Below are 19,840 nucleotides of genomic sequence, written 5' to 3'. Positions count from 1 at the left end.
CAGTGAGGGCCCGACTCCAGCTTGCCAACCGGCACTGACAATCCGGTCCCGCTACACGTCCGTTCGCCCGCTTAGCCGAGGTGAAACCTGATCGAAATCGCCGGTGGGAACAGGGTTCTACGCTGGAGTGGAAGGGCTTTCAGCCGCCCGCCCGGCCGGACCCCGGCCGGGCGGGCGGCTGGGGAAACGGGAGGCATGTACGTGGTCGACGTCCCGCATCGGCTCCCCGCGCGCACCGTGAGACTGCGCCCGGTGGGTGACGGCGAACTCGAGTTGCAGTACCGGACGGTGCACGGATACCGGCGCGCCTTCCGCATGGCCGGCGAGGGCCCGGCCCTCGTGCTCATCCACGGCATCGGGGACTCCTCGGACACCTGGGCCGAACTGATCCCCGACCTCGCGCGCACGCACACCGTCATCGCCCCCGACCTGCTCGGCCACGGCGCCTCCGACAAGCCCCGCGCCGACTACTCGGTGGCCGCGTACGCCAACGGCGTGCGGGACCTGCTGACCACCCTCGGCATCGAGTCGGCGACCCTGGTGGGGCACTCGCTCGGCGGGGGCGTGGCGATGCAGTTCGCCTATCAGTTCCCGGAGCGGACCGAGCGGCTGATCCTGGTCAGCGCGGGGGGTGTGGGGCGTGAGGTCAATCCCGTGCTGCGGCTGGTCTCACTGCCCGGTGCCCATCTGATGCTGTCCGCGCTGCGGCTGCCGACGGCCCGGCTCCAAGTGGGGCTCGCCGTACGGCTGATGAGGGCCCTCGACACGGATCTCGGGCAGGACGCGCCCGAGCTGCTGCATCTCGTCGACGCGCTGCCCGACGAGACGTCCAGGAACGCGTTCATCCGGACGCTGCGGGCCGTCGTGGACTGGCGCGGGCAGGTCGTGACGATGCTGGACCGGTGCTATCTCACCCAGGGCATGCCGACCATGCTGCTGTGGGGCGACCGGGACAGCGTGGTGCCGGTGCGGCACGCGTTCGGGGCCCATGAGGCCATGCCGGGCAGTCGGTTGGAGATCTTCGAGGGCGCAGGGCATTTCCCGTTCCACGCCGACCCGGGTCGGTTCGTGGCGTTGGTGGAGGAGTTCACGAGGGGCACCGCGCCGGCGGACTGGAGCCGGGAGCACTGGCGGCAACTGCTGCGGGAAGGGCGGCCGGGAGGTCTGCGCGAGCGGGCCGTGGGGCGGGAGCTGCGGGAGGCGAGCGAACGCAGCGCCACGTGAGGTGTGCTCAGCTCTGCGGGCCCAGATAGCCCAGCGATGCCTCGATACGGCCCGCCAGCCGGTCCCGCTGCACCGGACCCCGTACCGAGGAACCGTCCAGCCAGGTGCGGCACTTGCTGGCCAGGAGGAGGCCGAAGCGCTCGGCCTCCTTCTCGTCGGCCTGGTCGAAGCGGCTGCGCGCGGCGACCTTGAGGACGGCCGCCCTGAGGTCCGCGCCGTCGCTGAGCATCCGGGCCGCCACGGCGGCGCCCTCGACGTGATGGGTGTTGTGGCCGGCCTGCATGTGCCAGAGCTCATGGCCCAGGATGACCAACTGGTGGCCGGGGGCGGTGCGTTCCTCGACCACGACCAGGTCCTGGTCGGCCATGTCCAGCCACAGCCCGCTCGCGGTGCCGACCGGGAAGGCGGCCGTACGGAAGTGGACCGGGCGGCCGCGACGGCGGCTCATCGCGTCGCAGAGCGCCGTGTACAGCTCCGTGGGATGTGCGGCGGGCGCCGGGAAGGGCAGCTCCGCGACCAGCTCGCCGCACAGGCGGCGCATGTCCCTACCGATGCCCACAGTTAACCCCCGGCTCACGACTCGGGCCGTTTGACGCTCTCCAGGAGCATGTCCAGCCATTCGGCGACCTTGTCGCGGTGCTGGTCGGTGGGCAGCTGCGCGGCCCGCCAGGCGATTCCGCGGACGCCATGGTCCTGGAGGAGCTGCTCCAGTGGGTCACCCGCCGTGGATGACGCTTCCTTCTCGCGGTCCGCCAGCTTCTGCAGGAGATCCTGTTCGGTGCGTTGCAGGGCGCCGGCCAGGGCCTCGGGGTCCTCGGCCGTGAGGAAACCGGCGTGGACGCGGAAGAAGCGCTGAATGGCGTCGCAGTGCTCCATGGTGGGACGCCGGTCGCCGTTGATGAGGGCGCCCGCCTGCTGGCGGGACATGGCGGCGCCGTCGGCGATCTCCTGCTGGGTGTACTTGCGCCCGTTGGGCTTCAGACGGGTGCGGCGCAGCAGGTCCAGGCGCTGAAGGAAACGCGCCTGGATGTCCGGTTCGCCCGCCGGACGGCCGCTCAGCAGGGCCTTGACCACGGACTCGGGGACGCCGCAGGCCACCGACAGACGGCCGGTGTGGAAGACCTCGGCGTGCGGTACGCCCAGCCGGTCGGCGAGCGCGGCGACGCGAGCGACGACGGCCGGCAGCGCAGCCGTCACCGGGGCACCCGGACTCGCGAAGCCATCCGCCACCGACAGATCTCCTACGTCTCTCACAGGCTTCTCACACGCAGCTCAACACAAGCGGTTGCCGTGAACTCCGGGGAGAGTAGCCGTTGTTCGAACGCACATCCAGGTCTCGCCACAACTGTGTCCAATTTCAGCCGTCAACAGGCACGAAATGCCACGATAGTTGACACCGCTCGCGTCAGGGCAGCAGGATCAGGGCGCCACGCGCGTGGCCGCATAGGCAAGAGGGGTGACCTCCCGATGGCACAACAGGCAGGAGGGCAGCGGCCGCAGTCGCGGCCCGCCCCCGAGAGTCCCGAGGCCCGGGCGTATCTCCAGGACTACGCCACCCTTCTGGAAGCGGTTCCCTTCCCTTCGGTCGTGCTCGACCGGCGCTGGGACGTCGTCCTGTCGAACGCCGCTTTCGCGTCACTTTTCGGCGGAGTCGGTCCGCATCCGACCGCGATGCCGGACGACAACTTCCTGAGATTCGTGCTCTTCCACCCGGACGCCGGATCCGTGCTCGGGGAGCACGAGTCCAGCTGGTGTCTGCCGATGCTGGCCCACTTCGCCGCCGCCGTGGAGCGGGACGGCCACGACCACGGACTGCAGGCGATCCGCCGCGAGATCGCCCAGGACCCGATCATGGACGCCGCCTACCGGCACGGCCTGCCGCACTGGATCCGGGCCGTCGGCGAACGTGCCTGCGCGCACGACGGGGCCGTCCGGCCGCTGCTGCACCCCGACCCGCGCTGGGGCGCCACCGAGTGCCGGGTCGTCGACGAGACGCCCGAGACCCTCCGGGAACTCGGCTACACCCGGCTGACGCTGGTCCTGCGCGAGACCCGCCGCGCCCCCGCACGCGCGCGTGGGACGCGCCGGTCCACCGCGCATCTGAGGGTGGTTCCCGCAGCCGAGTGAGCGCGGGGCCATCTCGGGGGTCACCCTTGAACCGTGCTCACCAGCACCAGCGGCACCCCGTCGCACGGCACCAGCCGCACCCCGGCGGCCTGTTCCGGCCGGCCCGTCGCCAGGACCCGCCCGAAGTCCGGGCCCTTGCCGAGCGAGCCGACCAGATGGCGCGGGTCGGTGGAGGCCGCCACCCGGCCGCGGGCGTTCACCAGTCGTGCCGGGCCCGGCAGTCGGCGGAGCATCGGCATGACGGCCGTCTCGAAGTGCCGTAGATACACGTCCGCGGCGGCCACCCCGGCGAACCGGCCTTCGACCAGCACCGGTGCGGACAGGGTGAGGCTGTACTCGTCCGAGCAGAGATAGTCCACGTACGGGCCCGCCACCGCCCGCTCCCCGGTGTCGCGGGGGAGCGCGAACCAGTCCCAGTGCGTGTAGTCGGCGTACGCCGAGTGCTCGGGGTCGAGGTCGAGGAGCAGCGGTCGTACGTCGTTGCCGGAGCCCGTCTGCCACCACTCCAGCCACGCCGGTACGTCGCTCAGCAGGCCCGGCGCCGCCACGAAGCCGACGCCGGACACCAGCTCGACGCGGGCGAGCCGAGCGTGCAGGCCGGGGCGCAGGGCGGCGAGGTCCACGGTGGCCGGACGGCGGCCGGTGGCGGCCACCCGGGCCAGCAGGGCCGCGGTGTCGGCGCGGGTCGCGGCGACCGCGTCGAACACGGCCTCCAGCGTCGAGCGGACGCGGGACGCGACCGATTCCTCCGGTGCCCTGTCGCGCGTTGCCGTGGCGAGGCTCATGGCTGCCCTCCAGCGGACGGGGACCTCGCGAGCGGTGCGGCTACAGCGTCAGACGTCGGGCGATCAGCCGCGACGTCGACTCCTGCACGCACCGCTCGGCCTGTTCCCTGGCCAATTCGTGGGCCCCATCCTGCACCGCCGAGATGACGAATCGGAGTCGCTCGGAGACCTCTTCACGATATTCGTCGTCCCCGAGCACAAGGCAGAGCAGCGCCCCCACTTCGGTCTGGAGGGCCACCTGTTCCCGGGTGAGGCGGGCCGACTGGGACGCCGCCGCGAGTTCGACATGGAAGCGGCCGTACACCCGGCTGCGTGCCGCCGCGTCGGCGGCCTGCGTCAACTCCTCGGCCGTACGGCGGAGTTGGACCAGGTCGTCCGGTTCGGTGCGGTCGGCGGCGAGGCGGGCCGCCGTGCCCGACAGGGCCGCCCAGTGGTCGCCGAGGTCGCGGAGTTCCTCGGTGCTCCAGCCGCGCAGGCGGACCTTGAGGCGCTCCTCGCCGGGGACCTCGGGCAGGGAGACGAAGGAGCCGCCGCCGCGGCCCCGGCGGGTGGTGACCAGGCCCTGCTGGCGCAGTGCCATGAGCGCCTCCCGCAGGGTCACCGTGGAGACGCCCAGCTGGCCCGCCAGCTCGGTCTCGCCCGGGAGTTGCTCACCGTCGGCGAGCAGGCCGAGCTCGATGGCGTCGCCGATCCGGCGCACTACGGCGTCGACCCGCGCCCGGCTGTCGACCGGGGCGAAGACGGCTTTCCGGGCGCCGCCGTTCACTTGCGTCTGCTTCACGGCCACCACCTTGCTCATTGACTCAAGCTTTACCCTAAGGGGGCCTTGAGCTTTGAACTATGACTTCATATGTTTCCGGTCAATAGGTCAACGCACGAGAGCACCAGGAAGGTTCCCGCCCATGGAGGGAATGGCGATCCGGCTGCAAGGCCTGCGGAAGTCCTTCGGGGAGACGACCGCCGTGGCCGGGGTCGATCTGGAGATCAGGGACGGCGAGTTCTTCTCGATGCTCGGCCCCTCCGGCTCCGGCAAGACCACCGTGCTGCGCATGATCGCCGGGTTCGAGGCCCCGAGCGGCGGCCGGATCGAACTGGCCGGGCAGGAGGTGACCGGGCTCGCCCCCTTCGAGCGGGACGTGCACACGGTCTTCCAGGACTACGCGCTGTTCCCGCACATGACCGTCGAGCAGAACGTGTCCTACGCGCTCAAGGTCCGCAAGGTACCGAAGGCGGAGCGGCTGGTCCGGGCACGTAAAGCGCTGACCGAGGTGCGGCTGGAAGGGTTCGGCAAGCGGCGCCCCTCCCAGCTCTCCGGCGGCCAGCGGCAGCGCGTCGCCCTCGCCCGCGCCCTCGTCGGCCGCCCCCGCGTCCTGCTGCTCGACGAACCGCTCGGCGCCCTCGACCTCAAGCTGCGCGAGCAGATGCAGGTGGAACTCAAGGCGCTCCAGCGCGAGGTCGGCATCACCTTCGTCTTCGTCACCCACGACCAGGAGGAGGCCCTGACGATGAGCGACCGCATCGCCGTCTTCCACCAGGGCCGCATCGAACAGGTCGGCACCCCCGCCGAGGTCTACGAACGCCCCGCGACCCCGTTCGTGGCCTCCTTCGTCGGGACCTCCAACCTCCTGGAGGGCGAGTCCGCCCACCGGATCGTCGGCAGCCCCGGCACCTACAGCATCCGGCCGGAGAAGATCCGCGTCCTCAAGGAGTCCGCCGAGGCCGACGAGCCCGAGCACTCCACCGCCGTCGGCACCGTCGCCGAGGTCGTCTACCTGGGGGACGCGACCCGCTTCCTCGTCGACCTCGACACCGGCGGCCGCCTCACCGCCCTCCAGCAGAACCTGGAGACCTCCTCCGAGGACGTCGCCGCCTACCGCGGCACCCGGGTGCGCCTGCGGTGGCACCGACGGCACGCCGTGGCCGTGCCCGTCCCCGACTGACCGTCCCCGCTCGTCCCCCTCACGTATGGAGTACGTCGTGCGCTCTACCCTCAAGGCGGCGGCAGCCGTCGCCGCACTGCTCCTCGCCGCCACCGCCTGCGGATCCTCCGACGACGGCAACGGCTCCTCTGCCACCGGCCTCAACCCCCCTGACCTGAAAGCGCCTTCGAAGCTCGGCAAGACCGAGGGCCAGGTCAATCTCATCGCCTGGGCCGGCTACGTCGAGGACGGCTCCAACGACCCCAAGGTCGACTGGGTCAGCGACTTCGAGAAGCAGACCGGCTGCCAGGTCAACTCCAAGACCGCCGCCAGCTCCGACGAGATGGTCAAACTGATGAAGACGGGGGAGTACGACGCCGTCTCCGCCTCCGGAGACGCCTCACTGCGCCTCATCGCCTCCGGCGACGCCGCCCCCGTCAACACCGCCCTCGTCCCCAACTACCAGGACATCTACAGCGGGTTGAAGGGCGGCTCCTGGAACTCCGTCGACGGGCAGATGTACGGCATCCCGCACGGCCGCGGCGCCAACCTGCTGATGTACAACACCGAGAAGGTCACGCCCGCGCCGACGTCCTGGGCCGCCGTCTTCGACGACGCCTCGAAGTACAAGGGCCATGTCACGGCGTACGACTCGCCCATCTACCTCGCCGATGCGGCCCTGTATCTGAAGGCCACCAAGCCCGACCTCGGCATCAAGGACCCGTACGCCCTGGACCAGAAGCAGTTCGACGCCGCCGTGGACCTGCTCAAGCGGCAGAACGCCGACATCGGCGAGTACTGGAGCGACTACCTCAAGGAGATCTCCGCCTTCAAGAGCGGAGACTCCGTCGTCGGCACCACCTGGCAGGTCATCGCCAACCTCACCGCCGACGAAGGTGCCAAGGTCAAGGCCTTCGTGCCGAAGGAGGGTTCGACCGGCTGGTCCGACACCTGGATGGTCTCCGCCAAGGCCAAGCACCCCAACTGCGCCTACGAATGGCTCGACTGGATCATCTCCCCGAAGGTCAACGCCCAGGTCGCCGAGTACTTCGGCGAGGCACCGGCCAACTCAAAGGCCTGCGCCCTGACCAGCGACAAGAACTTCTGCACGACCTACCACGCCGCCGACGAGGGCTACTGGAAGAACATCGCCTTCTGGAACACGCCCATCGAGCAGTGCCTGGACGGCCGCACCGACGTCACGTGCGTGCCGTACGCGAAGTGGGTCCAGGCCTGGACCGAGATCAAGGGCTGACGCATGGCCCTGATCACCCGGACCGCGGGGGCGCTGCACCGGCGCCCCCGCCTCAGGCTCACCCTCCTGCTGACCGCCCCGCTGCTGTGGCTCGCCGTGCTCTATCTCGGCTCGCTGAGCGTCCTGTTCGTCTCCGCGTTCTGGACGACGAACTCCTTCACCTCCGAGGTCGTGAAGGTCTGGTCGACCGACAACTTCCATGAGCTGTTCACCGTCCCGGTGTTCCGGCAGGTGATCCTGCGGAGCATCGGTGTCGCCCTGGCCGTCACCGCCCTGTGCGCGCTGATCGCCTTCCCGCTCGCCTTCTGCACCGCCCGGGTCGCCGGGCCCCGGTGGCGGCCCCTGCTCGTCGTCGCCATCCTCACTCCGCTGTGGGCGAGTTACCTGGTCAAGGTGTACGCCTGGCGGCTCATCCTCTCCGAGGGCGGGCTCGCCGACTGGATGCTGAGGCCGTTCGGGCTGAGCGGGCCGGGGTACGGGCTGACGGCGGCGGTGCTGACCCTGACGTATCTCTGGCTGCCGTACATGATCCTGCCGATCCACACCGCGCTGGAGCAGCTGCCGGCGAACCTGTTGGACGCCTCGGCGGACTTGGGGGCGAAGGGCCTGAGGACCTTCCGGTCGGTCGTGCTGCCGATGGTGCTGCCGTCGGTCGCGGCCGGATCGGTGTTCACGTTCTCCCTCAGCCTGGGTGACTACATCACCGTGCAGATCGTCGGCGGCAAGACCCAGCTGATCGGCAATCTCGTCTACTCCAACATCGAACTCAACCTGCCCATGGCCGCCGCCCTCGGCACGGTGCCCGTCGTCGTCATCGTGCTGTATCTGCTGGCGATGCGGCGCACGGGCGCCCTGAGCAGTCTGTAGAGGAGCCTCCGTGCAACTGTCCCGCTCCGCGCGGATCGCGCTGCGCGTCGCCGCCGGGTTCGGCTTCGTGGTGATCTACGTGCCACTGCTGCTCGTCCTCGTCAACTCCCTGAACCCCGACCGGAGCGCGAGCTGGCCGCCGTCCGGGCTCACCGTGCACTGGTGGTCGGTGGCCTGGGACAACTCCGGTGCGCGAGCCGCCCTTTGGACGTCCGTGAAGGCGGGGCTCGGCGCGACCGCCATCGCGCTGGCGCTGGGCACGCTGATCGCCTTCGCGGTCGCCCGGCACCGGTTCTTCGGCCGGAACGCGATCTCCTTCGTGGTCGTCCTGCCGATCGCGCTGCCCGGCATCGTCACGGGCATCGCGCTCAACTCGGCCTTCAGCACGGTACTTGAGCCACTCGGGGTCGGGCTCGGACTGTTCACCGTGGTCGTCGGCCACGCCACCTTCTGCATCGTCGTCGTCTTCAACAACGTCGTCGCCCGGCTGCGGCGCACCTCCGGCTCGTACGAGGAGGCGGCGATGGACCTCGGCGCCAACACCTTCCGCGCCTTCGCGGACATCACCTTCCCGCTGGTGCGCTCGGCACTGTTCGCGGGCGGACTGCTCGCCTTCGCGCTCTCCTTCGACGAGATCGTGGTGACCACGTTCACCGCGGGACCGGGCGTCGAGACCCTGCCGATCTGGATCTTCGACAACATGACCCGGCCGCAGCAGGCACCGGTGGTCAACGTGGTCGCGGCTGTGCTGGTGCTGCTGTCGGTGCTCCCGATCTACGTCGCCCAGCGGCTGTCGGCGGACACGGCGGGCGGGAGCCGGGTCTGAGGATCAGGTGAGCGACTTCCCGGGGGGAGGGGACTCGGTCCTCCCGCGCTTGGCCGACTGGATCTGTTCGTACACATGGGTGCGCAGTTCGGCGAAGCGCGGGGCCACCCGGGTGTGCAACTGGTCCCGCTCGTCCGGCAGATCGACCTTCAGCTGCTCCCGCACCACGGTGGGGGAGGCCGACAGCACGATCACCCGCTGGCCCAGATACACGGCCTCGTCGATGTCATGGGTGACGAAGAGGATCGTGATCCCGCGCTCCCGCCACAGCCCCCGTACGAGATCCTCCAGATCGGCCCGGGTCTGGGCGTCCACGGCCGCGAACGGCTCGTCCATGAGGAGCACTTGGGGTTCGTACGCGAGGGCGCGGGCGATCGCCACCCGCTGCTGCATGCCGCCCGAGAGCTGCCAGGGGTACGCCCCGGCGGCGTCCGCGAGACCGACCGAGTCCAGCGCGTCGGAGACCAGCTCCCGGCGACGTGCCTTGCTCAAGCCCTTCTGTTTCAGCGGGAGTTCGACGTTGTCGCCGACCCGCATCCAGGGGAAGAGACTGCGCCCGTACTCCTGGAAGACGAACGCCATCCCGGGCGGCGGCCCGCTCACCTTCTCCCCGGCCAGCCGCACCTCACCCGCCGTCGGGGCGAGCAGACCGGCCATGCACTTCAGCAGGGTCGTCTTGCCGCAGCCCGACGGGCCGACGAGACAGACGAGTTCGCCCGCCTCGACGGTGAAGGTGAGATCGCGGACCGCCTCCACCCGGCGCCCCGACCCCTCGTAGACCTTCCGCAGACCGGATACGACCAGTGCGTGCATGGACCGCCCTTTCGTGAGGGTCACGGGGATCGCCGGGCCGAGGCCCGCAGACCGTGGTACCAGCCGAGCATCCGCCGCTCGACCACCTGGAAGACGACGGAGAGGACGAAGCCGAGCAGGCCGAGGACGAGGATGCCGGTCCACATGTCGGGGATCGCGAAACTCCGCTGGAACTGCACCACCGTGAAGCCGATGCCGTTGCTGGCGGCGAACATCTCGCTGATGACCATCAGGATGATGCCGATCGACAGGGCCTGTCTGAGCCCCGCGAAGATCTGCGGGCTCGCCGAGCGCAGCACCACGTCCTTGAGGCGGGCGACGCCGGAGATGCCGTACGACTTCGCCGTCTCCGCCATCACCGGGTCCACCGCGCGCACGCCCTCCACCGTGTTGAGGAGGACCGGCCACACACAGCCGCTCGCGATCACGGCGATCTTCATGGTGTCGCCGATGCCCGCGAACAGCATGATGACCGGGACCAGTACGGGGGGCGGTACCGCCCGCAGGAACTCCAGGACCGGTTCGCAGAACGCGCGGACCTTACGGTACGAGCCGATGACCGTACCCAGCGCGACGCCGACCACCGCCGCGCACGCGTAACCGGCCGTCAGGCGCAGCAGGCTGGGCAGGACGTCGTCCTTGAGGCGGTCGGCCGTCCAGACGTCCGGGAAGGTCCTCAGGATCGTCCGCAGGGGCGGCCAGAACACGTTCGTGCTGCCGTCCGACGCCGCCCACCACCCGGCGACCAGCAGTACGGGCAGCGCGAGCACGAAGAGCACTCTCAGCAGGACGCGTCTCACACCGCCACCTCCCCGCGCACCGACTGGTGCCAGGCCAGCGCCCGGCGCTCCACCGCGCGGGCACCCACGTTGATGAGCAGGCCCAGCAGGCCGGTGACCACGACGAGAGCGTACATCTCCGGTACCGCCTGGGAGTTCTGCGCGACCGCGATCCGCTGCCCCAACCCCGGTGCCCCGATGACGAGTTCGGCGGTCACGGCGAGGATCAGCGCCACGGCCGCCGCCAGCCGTACGCCGGTCATGACGTACGGCAGCGCGGTCGGCCACAGCACATGGCGGACCCGGGCCCAGGTGCCGAGACCGTAGGACCGCGCCGTCTCCTCGGCGACCGGGTCGACGTCCTGGACGCCGTACAGCACCTGGACCAGCACCTGCCAGAACGAGGCGTACACGACGAGGATGAGCACCGACTCGAGTTCGGTGCCGTACAGCAGCACGGCGAGCGGGATCAGCGCCACCGAGGGGATCGGGCGCAGGAACTCGATCGTGGACGCCGTCGCCTCACGCAGATACGGGACCACGGAGATGACGATGCCCGCCACGATGCCGGCGCCGGAGGCGATGAGCAGACCGAGCGCCCAGCCGGTGAGGGTGTCGCCGAGCGCGGTCCAGAAGGTGTCGTCGGCGAACTCGTCGGCCAGGGCGTCGGCGATACGGCTGGCGGGCGGGAAGTAGGCCTCCTTGACGAGGCCGAGCCGCGGTACCGCCTCGCCCAGGGCGAGGAAGACCACGAGCCCGGCCGCGCCGAGTGCCGCGTTGACGGCGGTCTGCCCCTTCACGGCAGCAGCTTGTCCAGGTCGGGGGCCGTCTTGAAGAGGCCGTCGGTCTGGCCGAGCTTTTCCAGCGCGTCGAGCGAGGCGCGGTCGGGGTCGGCGGGCCAGGCCGGCAGGGTCACCTTCGCCAGTACGGCCGCCGGGATCTTCGTGTATGTGGTGACGATCTCGCGGGCCTCGTCCGGGTGGGCGTCCGCGTAGGCGAGCGACTCGGCCGCGGCGGCCTTGAACTTCTTGACCACGTCAGGGTGTTGGGTCTCGTACGACGTGGAGGTGAAGTACATCGCCACCGTCAGGTTCGGGGCGACGTCGACCAGTGGCGAGGCGATCTCCCGGCCGCCCTGGCTCTTCACTGTGGCCAGCGCCGGTTCCACCACCATCGCGGCGTCGATCTGCCCGCTGTCGAGGGCCGCCGGCATCTGGTCGAAGGCCAGCTCGACGAACTTGACCTTGTCCGGGTCACCGCCCGCCTTGCGCACCGACTCGCGCACCGCGGTCTCGTTGATGTTCTTCAGGGTGTTGATCGCGACCTTCTTGCCCTCCAGCTGGTCGGCCGTCTTCAGCGAGCTGTCGCCCTTGACGACCAGTGCGCCGAAGTCCTTGCCCTGCACGCCCGTTGAGGCGATGCCGTTGGTGACGACCTTGACCGGCACGTTGTTGGACTGGGCGATCATCAGCGAGGTCGAGTTGGAGAAGCCGAACTGGTACTGACCGCTGGCGACGGCGGGCACGATGGCCGCGCCGCCCTGCGCGAGCGTCATCTCCAGCTCCAGGCCCTGTTTCTTGAAGAAGCCCTTCTTCTGGCCCAGATAGAGCGGGGCGACATCGACGATCGGGATGACCCCGACCTTGACCTTGGTGGTGCCGCCGGACGACGCCTTGTCCGACGAGTTCGAGTCCCCGGACGAGCCACAGGCCGACACGGTGACCAGGAATGCTCCGGCCGCGAGGGCGGCGAGCAGACGACGCATGGCTCCTCCTGTGCAGACTTCGTTGTTCCGACAGGTGTGCGCAGAGCGCACGTTGGTGCACAGCGCGAAAGGTAGAGTCTTTGCTCGCCGCGGTCAATGCCCTTGGCTAACAATATTGTTGACAGTCTGGAGGCGGCCATGCCTGCAGCAACCCGCGCCCCGCACTTCGTCCGCTCCCTCGAACGCGGCCTCGCCGTCATCCGCGCGTTCGACGCCGACCACCCGGAACTGACGCTCAGCGAGGTCGCCCGGGCCTCGGAACTGACCCGCGCGGCGGCCCGCCGCTTCCTGCTCACCCTGGCCGACCTCGGATACGTCCACGCCGACGGCCGCACCTTCCGGCTCACCCCGCGCGTCCTGGAACTCGGCTACTCCTATCTCGCCGGCTTCTCCCTGGCGCAGATCGCCGAACCGCATCTGGAGCAACTCGTCGAGCGCACCAGGGAGTCGTCGTCCCTGTGCGTCCTCGACGGCGACGAGATCGTGTACGTCGCAAGGGTCCCCGCACGCCGCATCATGACAGCGGCGATCACGGTCGGCACCCGCTTCCCCGCCCACGTCACCTCGGTGGGCCGGGTGTTACTCGGCCATCTCCCGGATGACGAACGGGAGTTGGCGCTCACTCGTGCCGACCTGCGTGCGCTGACCCCGCGCACGATCGTCTCCGCCGAGCTGCTGCGCGCCGAACTCGACCGGGTGCGGGGCCAGGGGTACGCCGTCGTCGACCAGGAGCTGGAGGAGGGGCTGCGCTCGGTCGCCGCCCCGGTGCGCGACCGGGACGGCGAGGTGGTGGCCGCCGTGAACATCCCGGTGCACGCCAGCCGCAACACTGTGGCCTCCGTCCGCCGCGACCTGCTGCCGCATCTCCTGGACACGGTCGCCGGGATCGAGGCGGACCTGCGGATGGCCACGGGGGCCGCGGCTACAGGTCGAGGACCAGTCGACGCCCCCGGCACCGGGACACACAGATCATCATCGTCTCCCCGGCCTCCTGCTCCTCGTCCGTGAGCACCGAGTCCCGGTGGTCCGGAGTGCCGTCCAGGACGTCGGTCTCACAGGTCCCGCAGGTGCCCTCGGTGCAGGAGAACAGCACCTCCACCCCGGCCGCGCGCACGGCGTCGAGCACCGAGACGTCGGCCGCGACGGTCACGGTCGCGCCGCTCCGCGCGAGCTCCACCTCGAACTCCGTGTTCTCGCCGCCCTGTTGCTCCTTGGGCGTGAACCGCTCCATGTGCAGGCACCCGGCCGGGCAGCGCGCCTCCACCGCGTCGAGCAACGGCCCGGGACCGCAGCAGTAGACCAACGTGCCCTCGGCAACGGAGTCGAGCACCGAGGCCAGGTCCAGCAGACCGGTCTCGTCCTGGGGAGCGACGGTGACGCGATCGCCGTAGCGGCTCAACTCCTCCGTGAACGCCATGGACTGCCGCGTCCGGCCGCCGTAGAGCAGGGTCCATTCCGCCCCCGCCGCCTCCGCCGCCGCCAGCATCGGCAGGATCGGTGTGATGCCGATGCCCCCCGCGACGAAGCGATAGCGGGCGGCGGGCCTGAAAGCGAAATGGTTGCGGGGTCCGCGCACCCGCACCTTGTCACCCTGCCCCAGCTGCTCGTGCACATGGGCCGATCCGCCGCGCCCGTCCGGTTCGCGCAGCACGGCTATCCGCCAGGCGGCGCGGTCGGCGGGGTCGCCGCACAGGGAGTACTGGCGCTCCAGTCCGGGACCGAGCACGACGTCGATGTGGGCGCCGGGCTCCCAGGCCGGGAGCGACTCGCCGAGCGGGTGGCGCAGCGAGAGGGCGAGCACCCCGTCGGCGGCGAACTCGGCTCGCTCGACGACGAGTTCGGCCTCGTACACCTCGCTCATGAACTGTTCCCTCGCGGCTCGTGTCCCTGCGGGTGGGCGAGCATCCACTCCCACATCTCGATCGGGTCCTGCGCGGTGTGCTCGCGGCCGCAGTGACAGGTGCCGTGCAGGACGTCGGTGCCCGGCAGCCAGTCGATGCGGTAGATCTCGCCGGTCGGGGTGTTGCTCACAGGACCTTCTCCACGGGCTTGTCGCCCTCCTCGACCAGGCGGGCGAGGATACGGCGGGCGGCGAGGCCGCCGGTGTCGATGTTGATGCTGAGTTCCTGGTACCCCGTCCGCTCCGAACCGAGCGTCCGCTGCAGCAGGTTGAGCGCGTCGACGTCCTGCATGACGACCGTGTGGTTGTTGCTCCGCAGGAACTCGGTGACCTCGGTGTCGTCCGTCGCCCAGTCCCGCGAGACGGCCCAGAAGTCGTACACCTTGCCGTCCTCGGACGGTGTGATGGCGTAGGTGACCTCGGTGTGGAAACCGCCCGGGTCGCTGCCGTCCGCCTCGGGCACCACACCGACCGGCGCGACGCGGCTGTGCAGCAGATACAGACAGGGCGCGTGGTACTCGATGTCCTGCCAGCGCGTGATCCGCCCCGATATCCCGGTCGACCTGGCGTAGAACGGCGGGCACTCGGCGTCGTCCATGTGGCGGCTCACCCGGACGATCCCCGCGCCCTCGTCCACCTCGGTGGTGATCGGTGTCTCGGCGACCTCGGGGGTGCCGATGTAGCCGCCGTGCAGATACGTCTCGTGGGAGAGGTCGAGGAGGTTGTCGACGAGGAGGCCGTAGTCGGCGTCGATGGGCTCCATGCCGCGCACGGTGACCCAGCCGGGGGAGTCGAGGTGCCGGGCCCTCGGGATGGTGCCGGCGTCGGCGAGCGCGGGGTCCCCGATCCACACCCAGATCAGGGAGTCCTGCTCGACGATCGGGTAGGAGGCGACCCGTGCCGTACGGGGAACACGTTTCTGCCCCGGCACGTACACACAGGTGCCGCTCGTGTCGTACGTGAACCCGTGGTACCCGCACACGAGCCGGTCGCCGTCGAGCCTGCTGGGCTTCTCGTGCAGCGGGTACCGGCGGTGCACACACCGGTCGGCGAGCGCGACCGGCGTCCCGTCCTCCTCCGTCCGGTAGAAGACGAGCGGTTCACCGAGGATCGTGCGCCCCAGCAGCTCCTCGCGCCCCACCTCATGGCTGTAGGCGGCGACGTACCACTGGTTCCGGGCGAAGGCGGTCGTGTGCGGCATCGTTGCGGCTCCCGTCTGTCTGCGTTGCCGACATCGTCGGGAAGGGCGTCACAGGCGCGCAATACGGCTTCCGTCTCACGGAAGGGGGGCTGTGAAGGGCCTGTTCAGACGAGGTCCGCTGCTCTGGCGTTTCCGGGCGCCAAGGCGGTCACCGTCCGAGGGGGCACCTCGCACGGATGCTCAGATCTTCGAGGGGCGTGCTCCCGGTGTCCCGCGGCCGATGTGACCGACGTCCGCACGGAGCTGGACCCGCGCGGAGGTGGTTCGGCGATGTCCCCGCCCCACGGCTTCACGGCCACGCCCGACCGGCACACCGAGGTCGTCGACGGCGGCCGGGCGCTCCTCGGCGGGTCTCCCACCCGCCTGCTCCGTCTCTCCGCGCGGGCCCGGCCCCTCCTGAGCGGCCGGGAACTGCGCGTGACCGGCCCGGCGAGCGCGCTGTCGGCGGAGCGGCTGCTCGATGCCGGAATGGCCAGCCCCGTCATCGGCGCGCTGCCCGAACTCCCGTATTCCCGGCACACGTTCGTGGTCCCGGGCCGGGATCGGCCGCGCCGGCTGGACCGGTTGCTCGCCAGTATCCCGCGTGTTCCTCGGCCCGGCCCCCGGCACCCTCACCGACGACCGGGCCCTGGACGCCTGGATCGCCGACCACCTGGGCACCGCCCAGCACACCTGCGGAACCGTCTCCATGGGCCCCGCCGTCGACCAGTACGGCCGCGTCCACCGCATCGCGGGTCTGAGGGTCGCCGACACCTCGATCCTCCCTGACGCCCCCGTACGGGGCCCGGCCGCCACCGCCGTCCTCATCGGCGAACTCGTCGCGGACGCGATGAGGCGGGCGCTCACGTGAGGCGCGGGGCGCCGGGAAGAGACGTTCGTCGAATTTCCCGGTCAGCCGTCCGCCCGGACGAAGACGGGCTTGAGGTGCTTCTCCGGCAGGGCGTCGGGCAGTTGCTCCCAGTCGATGACGTGCGAGACGACGCGCGCCGGGTCGACCTTGCCCGAGCGGGCGAGTTCGAGGGCGTCGGGGATGTGGCCGCGGACGTTGTCACGGGCGATGCGCAGGGTGACGCCGGTGAGGTACATGTCGAGCAGCGGCAGCTCGCCGGGGCGGAAGTGGTTGCCCGCGGACTCGCAGACGCCCTCCGGGGCAAGGGACTTCACGGTGAGCGCGAGCTGGTCGACGCGGCCCGTGGCCTCCACGGCGATGTCGAAGCCGTGCCGGACGGGCTCAAGGGTCTCGGCCGTGGCGGCACCGAACCCCCGGGCGAGTTCCCGGTGTTCGGGGTCCGGATCGACGTACAGCACCTCCGACGCGCCGAGCGCGCGGGCGATGTCGCACACGTACAGCCCGATGCTGCCGCGCGCCACGACCAGGACCCGGGCACCGGGCCGCGCCTTGAGGTGCGGTGCGACCAGCCGCCAGGACAGCGACCAGTTGTCGCTCGCCGACGCCATCGCTATGGGGTCCAGATCACCGGGCAGCGGCACCAGCATGGCGTCCGCCCAGGGCACGCGGACGAGGTCGGAGAAGAGCCCGCCCCAGGTGCCGCCGATCGGGGCGCCGTACATCGCCATGTGCGGTACGGCGGTGCAGTGCGCGGTGAGTCCGGCACGGCAGTGGTCGCACGCACCGCAGTTCAACGACCACGGGACGACGACCAGGTCCCCGGGGGCCACGCCGGTCACCGCGTCCCCGACCTCCACCACCCGGGCTACGCACTCGTGCCCGAGGGCGAACGGCGGATCCAGGAAGCCGTGCCCGGCGAGGATGGCGGTGTCGACATCGCAGGAGGTCGCCGCGACCGGCGCGACGATCGCCTCCTGGCCGGACCGCACCTTCGGGTCGGGCGCATCCCGCCACTCGACGGTGTTACGGGCGACGTAGGTGAGTTCACGCACCGGCCTGTCCCTTCGCGAGGGCCACGAGGTCGGCGTAGCGGACCACCGAGCCGCCCGCGCCCCAGGTGCCGTCGGCCTGCTCGTGGACCAGCACCCACACCCGCGGCGCGTGGTCCGGGGTGAGCCCGGCCGCACCGAGGACCGTCCTCGTGGCCTCCTCGACCAGCCCCGCCTTGCGGCGCTCGGACAGCGCGCCCTGCGGCACGGTCACCTCCACCAGGAAGCGCGGCGCGTCGTCCTCGGCGGCGGTCTGCGCCCCCGCGGGCAGCTCGACCAGGTAGCTCCACGCCTGGGCCCGGAAGAACGCCGTGTCGGGCGCTCCCTCCCAGCGCAGCAGGACGCCGGCCAGGTCACGCTGTACGGTCCCGCGACCCTCCTCGGTCAGGGCACCGGACGGGACGGTGAGCCGGATCATCGGCATGACGGGGTCTCCTTCGCTCGCTCAAGGCAAGGGAACGGACGACTGAGGGTTATGACAGTCGTTATAAGTGGCGCCCACGCTAGACTATGACGAGCGTTATAACCAGAGAGGGGCACGGCCTTGGCGGAATCCAGCACGCCGTCGCGCGAGCGCATCGTGGCCGGCGCGGCCGACATGATCAGCAGACGCGGTCTGAACGCCACGAGCATCCGCGAGCTGGCCAAACACGCCAAGGCGCCGCTCGGCTCGACCTACCACTACTTCCCCGAGGGCAAGCGGCAACTGGCCACCGAGGCGGTGCGGTACGCCGGTACGGCGGTCGAGCGCATCCTGCGCAAGGAACTCGACGCGGGCCCGGCGGCCGGACTGCGCGCCTTCCTCGGCCTGTGGCGCGACATCGTCGTCCGGAGCGACTACCGGGCCGGCTGCCCGGTGCTCGCCGTCTCCGTCGAGGAACCGCCGATCGACGACACGCCGCCCGCCCTCCTCGCCGCCGCCGAGGCGTTCGAGGGCTGGGAGCGGCTGCTCGCGGAGGCGTTGCGGGACCGGGGCGTGGAGCGCGAGCAGGCCGCGGGCGTCGCGGCCCTCGTCGTGGCGGGCGTCGAGGGAGCGATCGCGATGTGCCGGGCGAAGCGAAGCATGCGGCCACTGGATCTGGTGGAGCGCCAGCTGACGGCGGTGATCGCCGACGCCGTGGCCGCCGCCGAGTGATCGGGCGCGGCTCGCCGACGCCGTGTCTGCCGCCGGGTGGGCGCGCGGTGGTCGCCGGCAGTGTGCCTGCCGCCAGCTGATCAGGCGCCGTTCGCCGGCGCCGTGGCCGTCGTGGGGTGATGAGGCGCCGATCGCTGGCAGCGTGCCTGCCGCCGGGTGCTCAGGCGCCGTTCGCCGACGCCGTGGTCGCCGCCGGGTGGGTGCGCGGTGATCGTCGGCAGCGTGCCTGCCGCCAGGTGATCAGGCGCCGTTCGCCGGCGCCGTGGCCGTCGTGGGGCGATGAGGCGTCGATCGCCGACAGCGTGCCTGCCGCCGGGTGGGCGCGCGGTGGTCGCCGGCAGCGTGCCTGCCGCCGGGTGCTCAGGCGGCGTTCGCCGACGCCGTGGCCGCCGCGGGGTGATGAGGCGTCGATCGCCGACAGCGTGCCTGCCGCCGGGTGATCGGGCGCGGCTCGCCGACGCGGTGTCTGCCGCCGGGTGGGCGCGCGGTGGTCGCCGGCAGTGTGCCTGCCTCCAGCTGATCAGGCGCTGATCGCCGGCAGCGTGCCTGCCGCCAGCTGATCAGGCGCTGATCGCCGACGTCGTGGTCGCCGCCGAGTGGTCGGGCCCCGCTCGTCGACGCCGTGGTCGCCGTCGGGTGGGCGCGCGGTGGTCGCCGGCAGTGTGCCTGTCGTCGGCTGACCAGGCCTCGATCGCCGCCCGGATCGCCTTCGCCTTCTCCTCCGTGAACACCCCGCTCTCCAGCAGGGACAGGATCGACAGCACCCCGCCGCTCGACCCCCAGCTGCCCTCGTCGACCACCCGGAAGGTCACCCACCAGGCCGGCGAGGGCTCGGGCAGCCCGCACGCCTCGGCCAGCGCCGCCAGCACCCGCTCGATGACCTCGGCCCGGACCTCCCGGCGCCAGTCCCCGTCCATCACCGTCACGTCGATCACCATGACGTCGAGCCCCGGGCCGGCGTCCGCCAGCAGTCTGCCGCCGATGGCCATCATGTCCGGCTCGCGCTCCACGAAGTGCACCTGGAACCCGGCGCGCGCGGGCGGCGCGAACCGGCCCACCTCGGGCACCAGCACCGCGTCCGTCAGCGTCTCGGCCAGCCCCCGGCGCTGTTCCACGGTCAGACGGCCCTTGGGGGCGTTCACGGTGATCACGGTCACGGCTACCTCCTATAACGACTGTTATAACCAGTGCCCAGAGCCTACATCAGGGTTATGACGAGTGTTATATGCGCCCGTGCGGCTCCCGGACCGCCCCGAACACCTCGCGTACCGGCGACTTTCACATGGGTGTCACCGGACCCTTCCCTGACGTTTGGTGCTCTTGGAACACTCGCTGCGCGCACCTT

General features: G+C 70.8%; 23 protein-coding genes. 9 read left to right on the top strand and 14 right to left on the bottom strand.

The features are described 5' to 3' along the window. The first annotated feature begins 201 nt into the window (after nucleotides 1-201). Entirely contained in the window at nucleotides 202-1,224 is a 1,023-nt protein-coding gene (locus OG885_RS07550; RefSeq protein WP_405742631.1) for an alpha/beta fold hydrolase, read from the top strand. A gap of 7 nt (nucleotides 1,225-1,231) precedes the next feature. Here the strand turns inward: OG885_RS07550 and OG885_RS07545 are convergent, their stop codons facing one another. Beyond that, nucleotides 1,232-1,765 carry a toxin-antitoxin system, toxin component gene (locus tag OG885_RS07545; RefSeq protein ID WP_405742629.1) on the bottom strand — a complete coding sequence of 178 codons (534 nt, stop codon included), beginning with the start codon at nucleotides 1,763-1,765 and terminating at the stop codon, nucleotides 1,232-1,234. Nucleotides 1,766-1,797: 32 nt separating this feature from the next. Continuing rightward, on the bottom strand, nucleotides 1,798-2,454 hold the full coding sequence (locus tag OG885_RS07540; protein WP_399964443.1) for a helix-turn-helix domain-containing protein: 657 nt from the start codon (nucleotides 2,452-2,454) through the stop codon (nucleotides 1,798-1,800). Nucleotides 2,455-2,691: 237 nt separating this feature from the next. Between OG885_RS07540 and OG885_RS07535 the strand changes: the two genes are divergently transcribed. Then, nucleotides 2,692-3,351, top strand: coding sequence for a hypothetical protein (locus OG885_RS07535; protein ID WP_405727954.1), 660 nt, complete (start codon nucleotides 2,692-2,694; stop codon nucleotides 3,349-3,351). A gap of 20 nt (nucleotides 3,352-3,371) precedes the next feature. Here OG885_RS07535 and OG885_RS07530 read toward each other — a convergent pair whose 3' ends face one another. Both OG885_RS07530 and OG885_RS07525 read right to left on the bottom strand, forming a co-directional pair. Beyond that, nucleotides 3,372-4,136: a cache domain-containing protein gene (locus OG885_RS07530; RefSeq protein ID WP_405727951.1), complete on the bottom strand. Its 765-nt coding sequence runs from the start codon at nucleotides 4,134-4,136 to the stop codon at nucleotides 3,372-3,374. 40 nt (nucleotides 4,137-4,176) lie between these two features. Then, on the bottom strand, nucleotides 4,177-4,935 hold the full coding sequence (locus OG885_RS07525; RefSeq protein ID WP_405727948.1) for a FadR/GntR family transcriptional regulator: 759 nt from the start codon (nucleotides 4,933-4,935) through the stop codon (nucleotides 4,177-4,179). Between the two features lie 103 nt (nucleotides 4,936-5,038). On the opposite strand from OG885_RS07525, the gene OG885_RS07520 reads away from it, so the two are divergent. From OG885_RS07520 to OG885_RS07505, 4 genes are read left to right on the top strand one after another with little or no spacing between them, the layout of a single operon-like run. Continuing rightward, the gene (locus OG885_RS07520; RefSeq protein ID WP_405727945.1) at nucleotides 5,039-6,076 is read left to right on the top strand and encodes an ABC transporter ATP-binding protein; all 1,038 of its coding nucleotides are present in this window, start codon (nucleotides 5,039-5,041) and stop codon (nucleotides 6,074-6,076) included. 25 nt (nucleotides 6,077-6,101) lie between these two features. Beyond that, nucleotides 6,102-7,310: an ABC transporter substrate-binding protein gene (locus OG885_RS07515; RefSeq protein WP_405727942.1), complete on the top strand. Its 1,209-nt coding sequence runs from the start codon at nucleotides 6,102-6,104 to the stop codon at nucleotides 7,308-7,310. Between the two features lie 3 nt (nucleotides 7,311-7,313). Next, the gene (locus tag OG885_RS07510) at nucleotides 7,314-8,177 is read left to right on the top strand and encodes an ABC transporter permease (protein ID WP_405727939.1); all 864 of its coding nucleotides are present in this window, start codon (nucleotides 7,314-7,316) and stop codon (nucleotides 8,175-8,177) included. Between the two features lie 10 nt (nucleotides 8,178-8,187). Then, nucleotides 8,188-9,003, top strand: a complete 816-nt coding sequence (locus OG885_RS07505) for an ABC transporter permease (protein WP_399964458.1) — start codon at nucleotides 8,188-8,190, stop codon at nucleotides 9,001-9,003. Between the two features lie 3 nt (nucleotides 9,004-9,006). Here the strand turns inward: OG885_RS07505 and OG885_RS07500 are convergent, their stop codons facing one another. The 4 genes from OG885_RS07500 to OG885_RS07485 are packed head-to-tail and all read right to left on the bottom strand — an operon-like array spanning nucleotide 9,007 to nucleotide 12,360. Then, a complete protein-coding gene (locus tag OG885_RS07500) occupies nucleotides 9,007-9,816 on the bottom strand; it encodes an ABC transporter ATP-binding protein (protein ID WP_405727935.1) in 810 nt (269 codons plus the stop codon). Nucleotides 9,817-9,836: 20 nt separating this feature from the next. Continuing rightward, nucleotides 9,837-10,616 carry an ABC transporter permease gene (locus OG885_RS07495; protein ID WP_405727932.1) on the bottom strand — a complete coding sequence of 260 codons (780 nt, stop codon included), beginning with the start codon at nucleotides 10,614-10,616 and terminating at the stop codon, nucleotides 9,837-9,839. Further along, nucleotides 10,613-11,395 carry an ABC transporter permease gene (locus OG885_RS07490; RefSeq protein ID WP_405727929.1) on the bottom strand — a complete coding sequence of 261 codons (783 nt, stop codon included), beginning with the start codon at nucleotides 11,393-11,395 and terminating at the stop codon, nucleotides 10,613-10,615. Before OG885_RS07490 ends, OG885_RS07495 begins: the two co-directional genes overlap by 4 nt. After that, nucleotides 11,392-12,360, bottom strand: a complete 969-nt coding sequence (locus OG885_RS07485; protein ID WP_405727926.1) for an ABC transporter substrate-binding protein — start codon at nucleotides 12,358-12,360, stop codon at nucleotides 11,392-11,394. The genes OG885_RS07490 and OG885_RS07485 overlap by 4 nt, the downstream gene beginning before the upstream one ends. Before the next feature lie 138 nt (nucleotides 12,361-12,498). Here OG885_RS07485 and OG885_RS07480 point away from each other — a divergent pair, with 138 nt between their 5' ends. After that, nucleotides 12,499-13,368, top strand: a complete 870-nt coding sequence (locus OG885_RS07480; protein WP_405727923.1) for an IclR family transcriptional regulator C-terminal domain-containing protein — start codon at nucleotides 12,499-12,501, stop codon at nucleotides 13,366-13,368. On the opposite strand, the gene OG885_RS07475 is transcribed toward OG885_RS07480, so the two are convergent. The 3 genes from OG885_RS07475 to OG885_RS07465 are packed head-to-tail and all read right to left on the bottom strand — an operon-like array spanning nucleotide 13,283 to nucleotide 15,461. Beyond that, complete coding sequence (locus OG885_RS07475; protein WP_405727920.1) at nucleotides 13,283-14,221, bottom strand: PDR/VanB family oxidoreductase; 939 nt, start codon at nucleotides 14,219-14,221, stop codon at nucleotides 13,283-13,285. The two genes, OG885_RS07480 and OG885_RS07475, sit on opposite strands and share 86 nt — an antisense overlap. Further along, nucleotides 14,218-14,391: a hypothetical protein gene (locus OG885_RS07470; protein WP_405727917.1), complete on the bottom strand. Its 174-nt coding sequence runs from the start codon at nucleotides 14,389-14,391 to the stop codon at nucleotides 14,218-14,220. The genes OG885_RS07475 and OG885_RS07470 overlap by 4 nt, the downstream gene beginning before the upstream one ends. Further along, nucleotides 14,388-15,461, bottom strand: coding sequence for a Rieske 2Fe-2S domain-containing protein (locus OG885_RS07465; protein WP_405727914.1), 1,074 nt, complete (start codon nucleotides 15,459-15,461; stop codon nucleotides 14,388-14,390). Before OG885_RS07465 ends, OG885_RS07470 begins: the two co-directional genes overlap by 4 nt. A gap of 583 nt (nucleotides 15,462-16,044) precedes the next feature. On the opposite strand from OG885_RS07465, the gene OG885_RS07460 reads away from it, so the two are divergent. Continuing rightward, nucleotides 16,045-16,311, top strand: coding sequence for a GMC oxidoreductase (locus OG885_RS07460; protein WP_405727911.1), 267 nt, complete (start codon nucleotides 16,045-16,047; stop codon nucleotides 16,309-16,311). 41 nt (nucleotides 16,312-16,352) lie between these two features. On the opposite strand, the gene OG885_RS07455 is transcribed toward OG885_RS07460, so the two are convergent. Further along, nucleotides 16,353-17,363, bottom strand: a complete 1,011-nt coding sequence (locus OG885_RS07455; protein ID WP_405727908.1) for a zinc-binding dehydrogenase — start codon at nucleotides 17,361-17,363, stop codon at nucleotides 16,353-16,355. After that, the gene (locus tag OG885_RS07450) at nucleotides 17,356-17,784 is read right to left on the bottom strand and encodes a 4-oxalocrotonate tautomerase family protein (protein ID WP_405727905.1); all 429 of its coding nucleotides are present in this window, start codon (nucleotides 17,782-17,784) and stop codon (nucleotides 17,356-17,358) included. The genes OG885_RS07455 and OG885_RS07450 overlap by 8 nt, the downstream gene beginning before the upstream one ends. A 120-nt stretch (nucleotides 17,785-17,904) precedes the next feature. Between OG885_RS07450 and OG885_RS07445 the strand changes: the two genes are divergently transcribed. Continuing rightward, nucleotides 17,905-18,495 carry a TetR/AcrR family transcriptional regulator gene (locus tag OG885_RS07445; protein WP_405727902.1) on the top strand — a complete coding sequence of 197 codons (591 nt, stop codon included), beginning with the start codon at nucleotides 17,905-17,907 and terminating at the stop codon, nucleotides 18,493-18,495. 560 nt (nucleotides 18,496-19,055) lie between these two features. Here OG885_RS07445 and OG885_RS07440 read toward each other — a convergent pair. Next, the gene (locus tag OG885_RS07440) at nucleotides 19,056-19,652 is read right to left on the bottom strand and encodes a 4-oxalocrotonate tautomerase family protein (protein ID WP_405727899.1); all 597 of its coding nucleotides are present in this window, start codon (nucleotides 19,650-19,652) and stop codon (nucleotides 19,056-19,058) included. Nucleotides 19,653-19,840 lie beyond the last annotated feature (188 nt).

It is taken from the genome of Streptomyces sp. NBC_00028 (assembly GCF_045041065.1).
GTDB lineage: Bacteria > Actinomycetota > Actinomycetes > Streptomycetales > Streptomycetaceae > Streptomyces.
The sequence above is the reverse complement of the archived record's forward strand: the minus strand, read 5'-3'. Positions and strand labels throughout refer to the sequence as shown.

Bases quoted from the DNA above. Each gene is read 5' to 3' on its own strand.
- OG885_RS07545 (WP_405742629.1), bottom strand. From the start codon at position 1,765: ATGCGCCGCCTGTGCGGCGAGCTGGTCGCGGAGCTGCCCTTCCCGGCG.
- OG885_RS07535 (WP_405727954.1), top strand. From the start codon at position 2,692: ATGGCACAACAGGCAGGAGGGCAGCGGCCGCAGTCGCGGCCCGCCCCC.
- OG885_RS07530 (WP_405727951.1), bottom strand. From the start codon at position 4,136: ATGAGCCTCGCCACGGCAACGCGCGACAGGGCACCGGAGGAATCGGTC.
- OG885_RS07525 (WP_405727948.1), bottom strand. From the start codon at position 4,935: ATGAGCAAGGTGGTGGCCGTGAAGCAGACGCAAGTGAACGGCGGCGCC.
- OG885_RS07520 (WP_405727945.1), top strand. From the start codon at position 5,039: ATGGAGGGAATGGCGATCCGGCTGCAAGGCCTGCGGAAGTCCTTCGGG.
- OG885_RS07515 (WP_405727942.1), top strand. From the start codon at position 6,102: ATGGAGTACGTCGTGCGCTCTACCCTCAAGGCGGCGGCAGCCGTCGCC.
- OG885_RS07510 (WP_405727939.1), top strand. From the start codon at position 7,314: ATGGCCCTGATCACCCGGACCGCGGGGGCGCTGCACCGGCGCCCCCGC.
- OG885_RS07500 (WP_405727935.1), bottom strand. From the start codon at position 9,816: ATGCACGCACTGGTCGTATCCGGTCTGCGGAAGGTCTACGAGGGGTCG.
- OG885_RS07485 (WP_405727926.1), bottom strand. From the start codon at position 12,360: ATGCGTCGTCTGCTCGCCGCCCTCGCGGCCGGAGCATTCCTGGTCACC.
- OG885_RS07480 (WP_405727923.1), top strand. From the start codon at position 12,499: ATGCCTGCAGCAACCCGCGCCCCGCACTTCGTCCGCTCCCTCGAACGC.
- OG885_RS07475 (WP_405727920.1), bottom strand. From the start codon at position 14,221: ATGAGCGAGGTGTACGAGGCCGAACTCGTCGTCGAGCGAGCCGAGTTC.
- OG885_RS07465 (WP_405727914.1), bottom strand. From the start codon at position 15,461: ATGCCGCACACGACCGCCTTCGCCCGGAACCAGTGGTACGTCGCCGCC.
- OG885_RS07450 (WP_405727905.1), bottom strand. From the start codon at position 17,784: ATGCCGATGATCCGGCTCACCGTCCCGTCCGGTGCCCTGACCGAGGAG.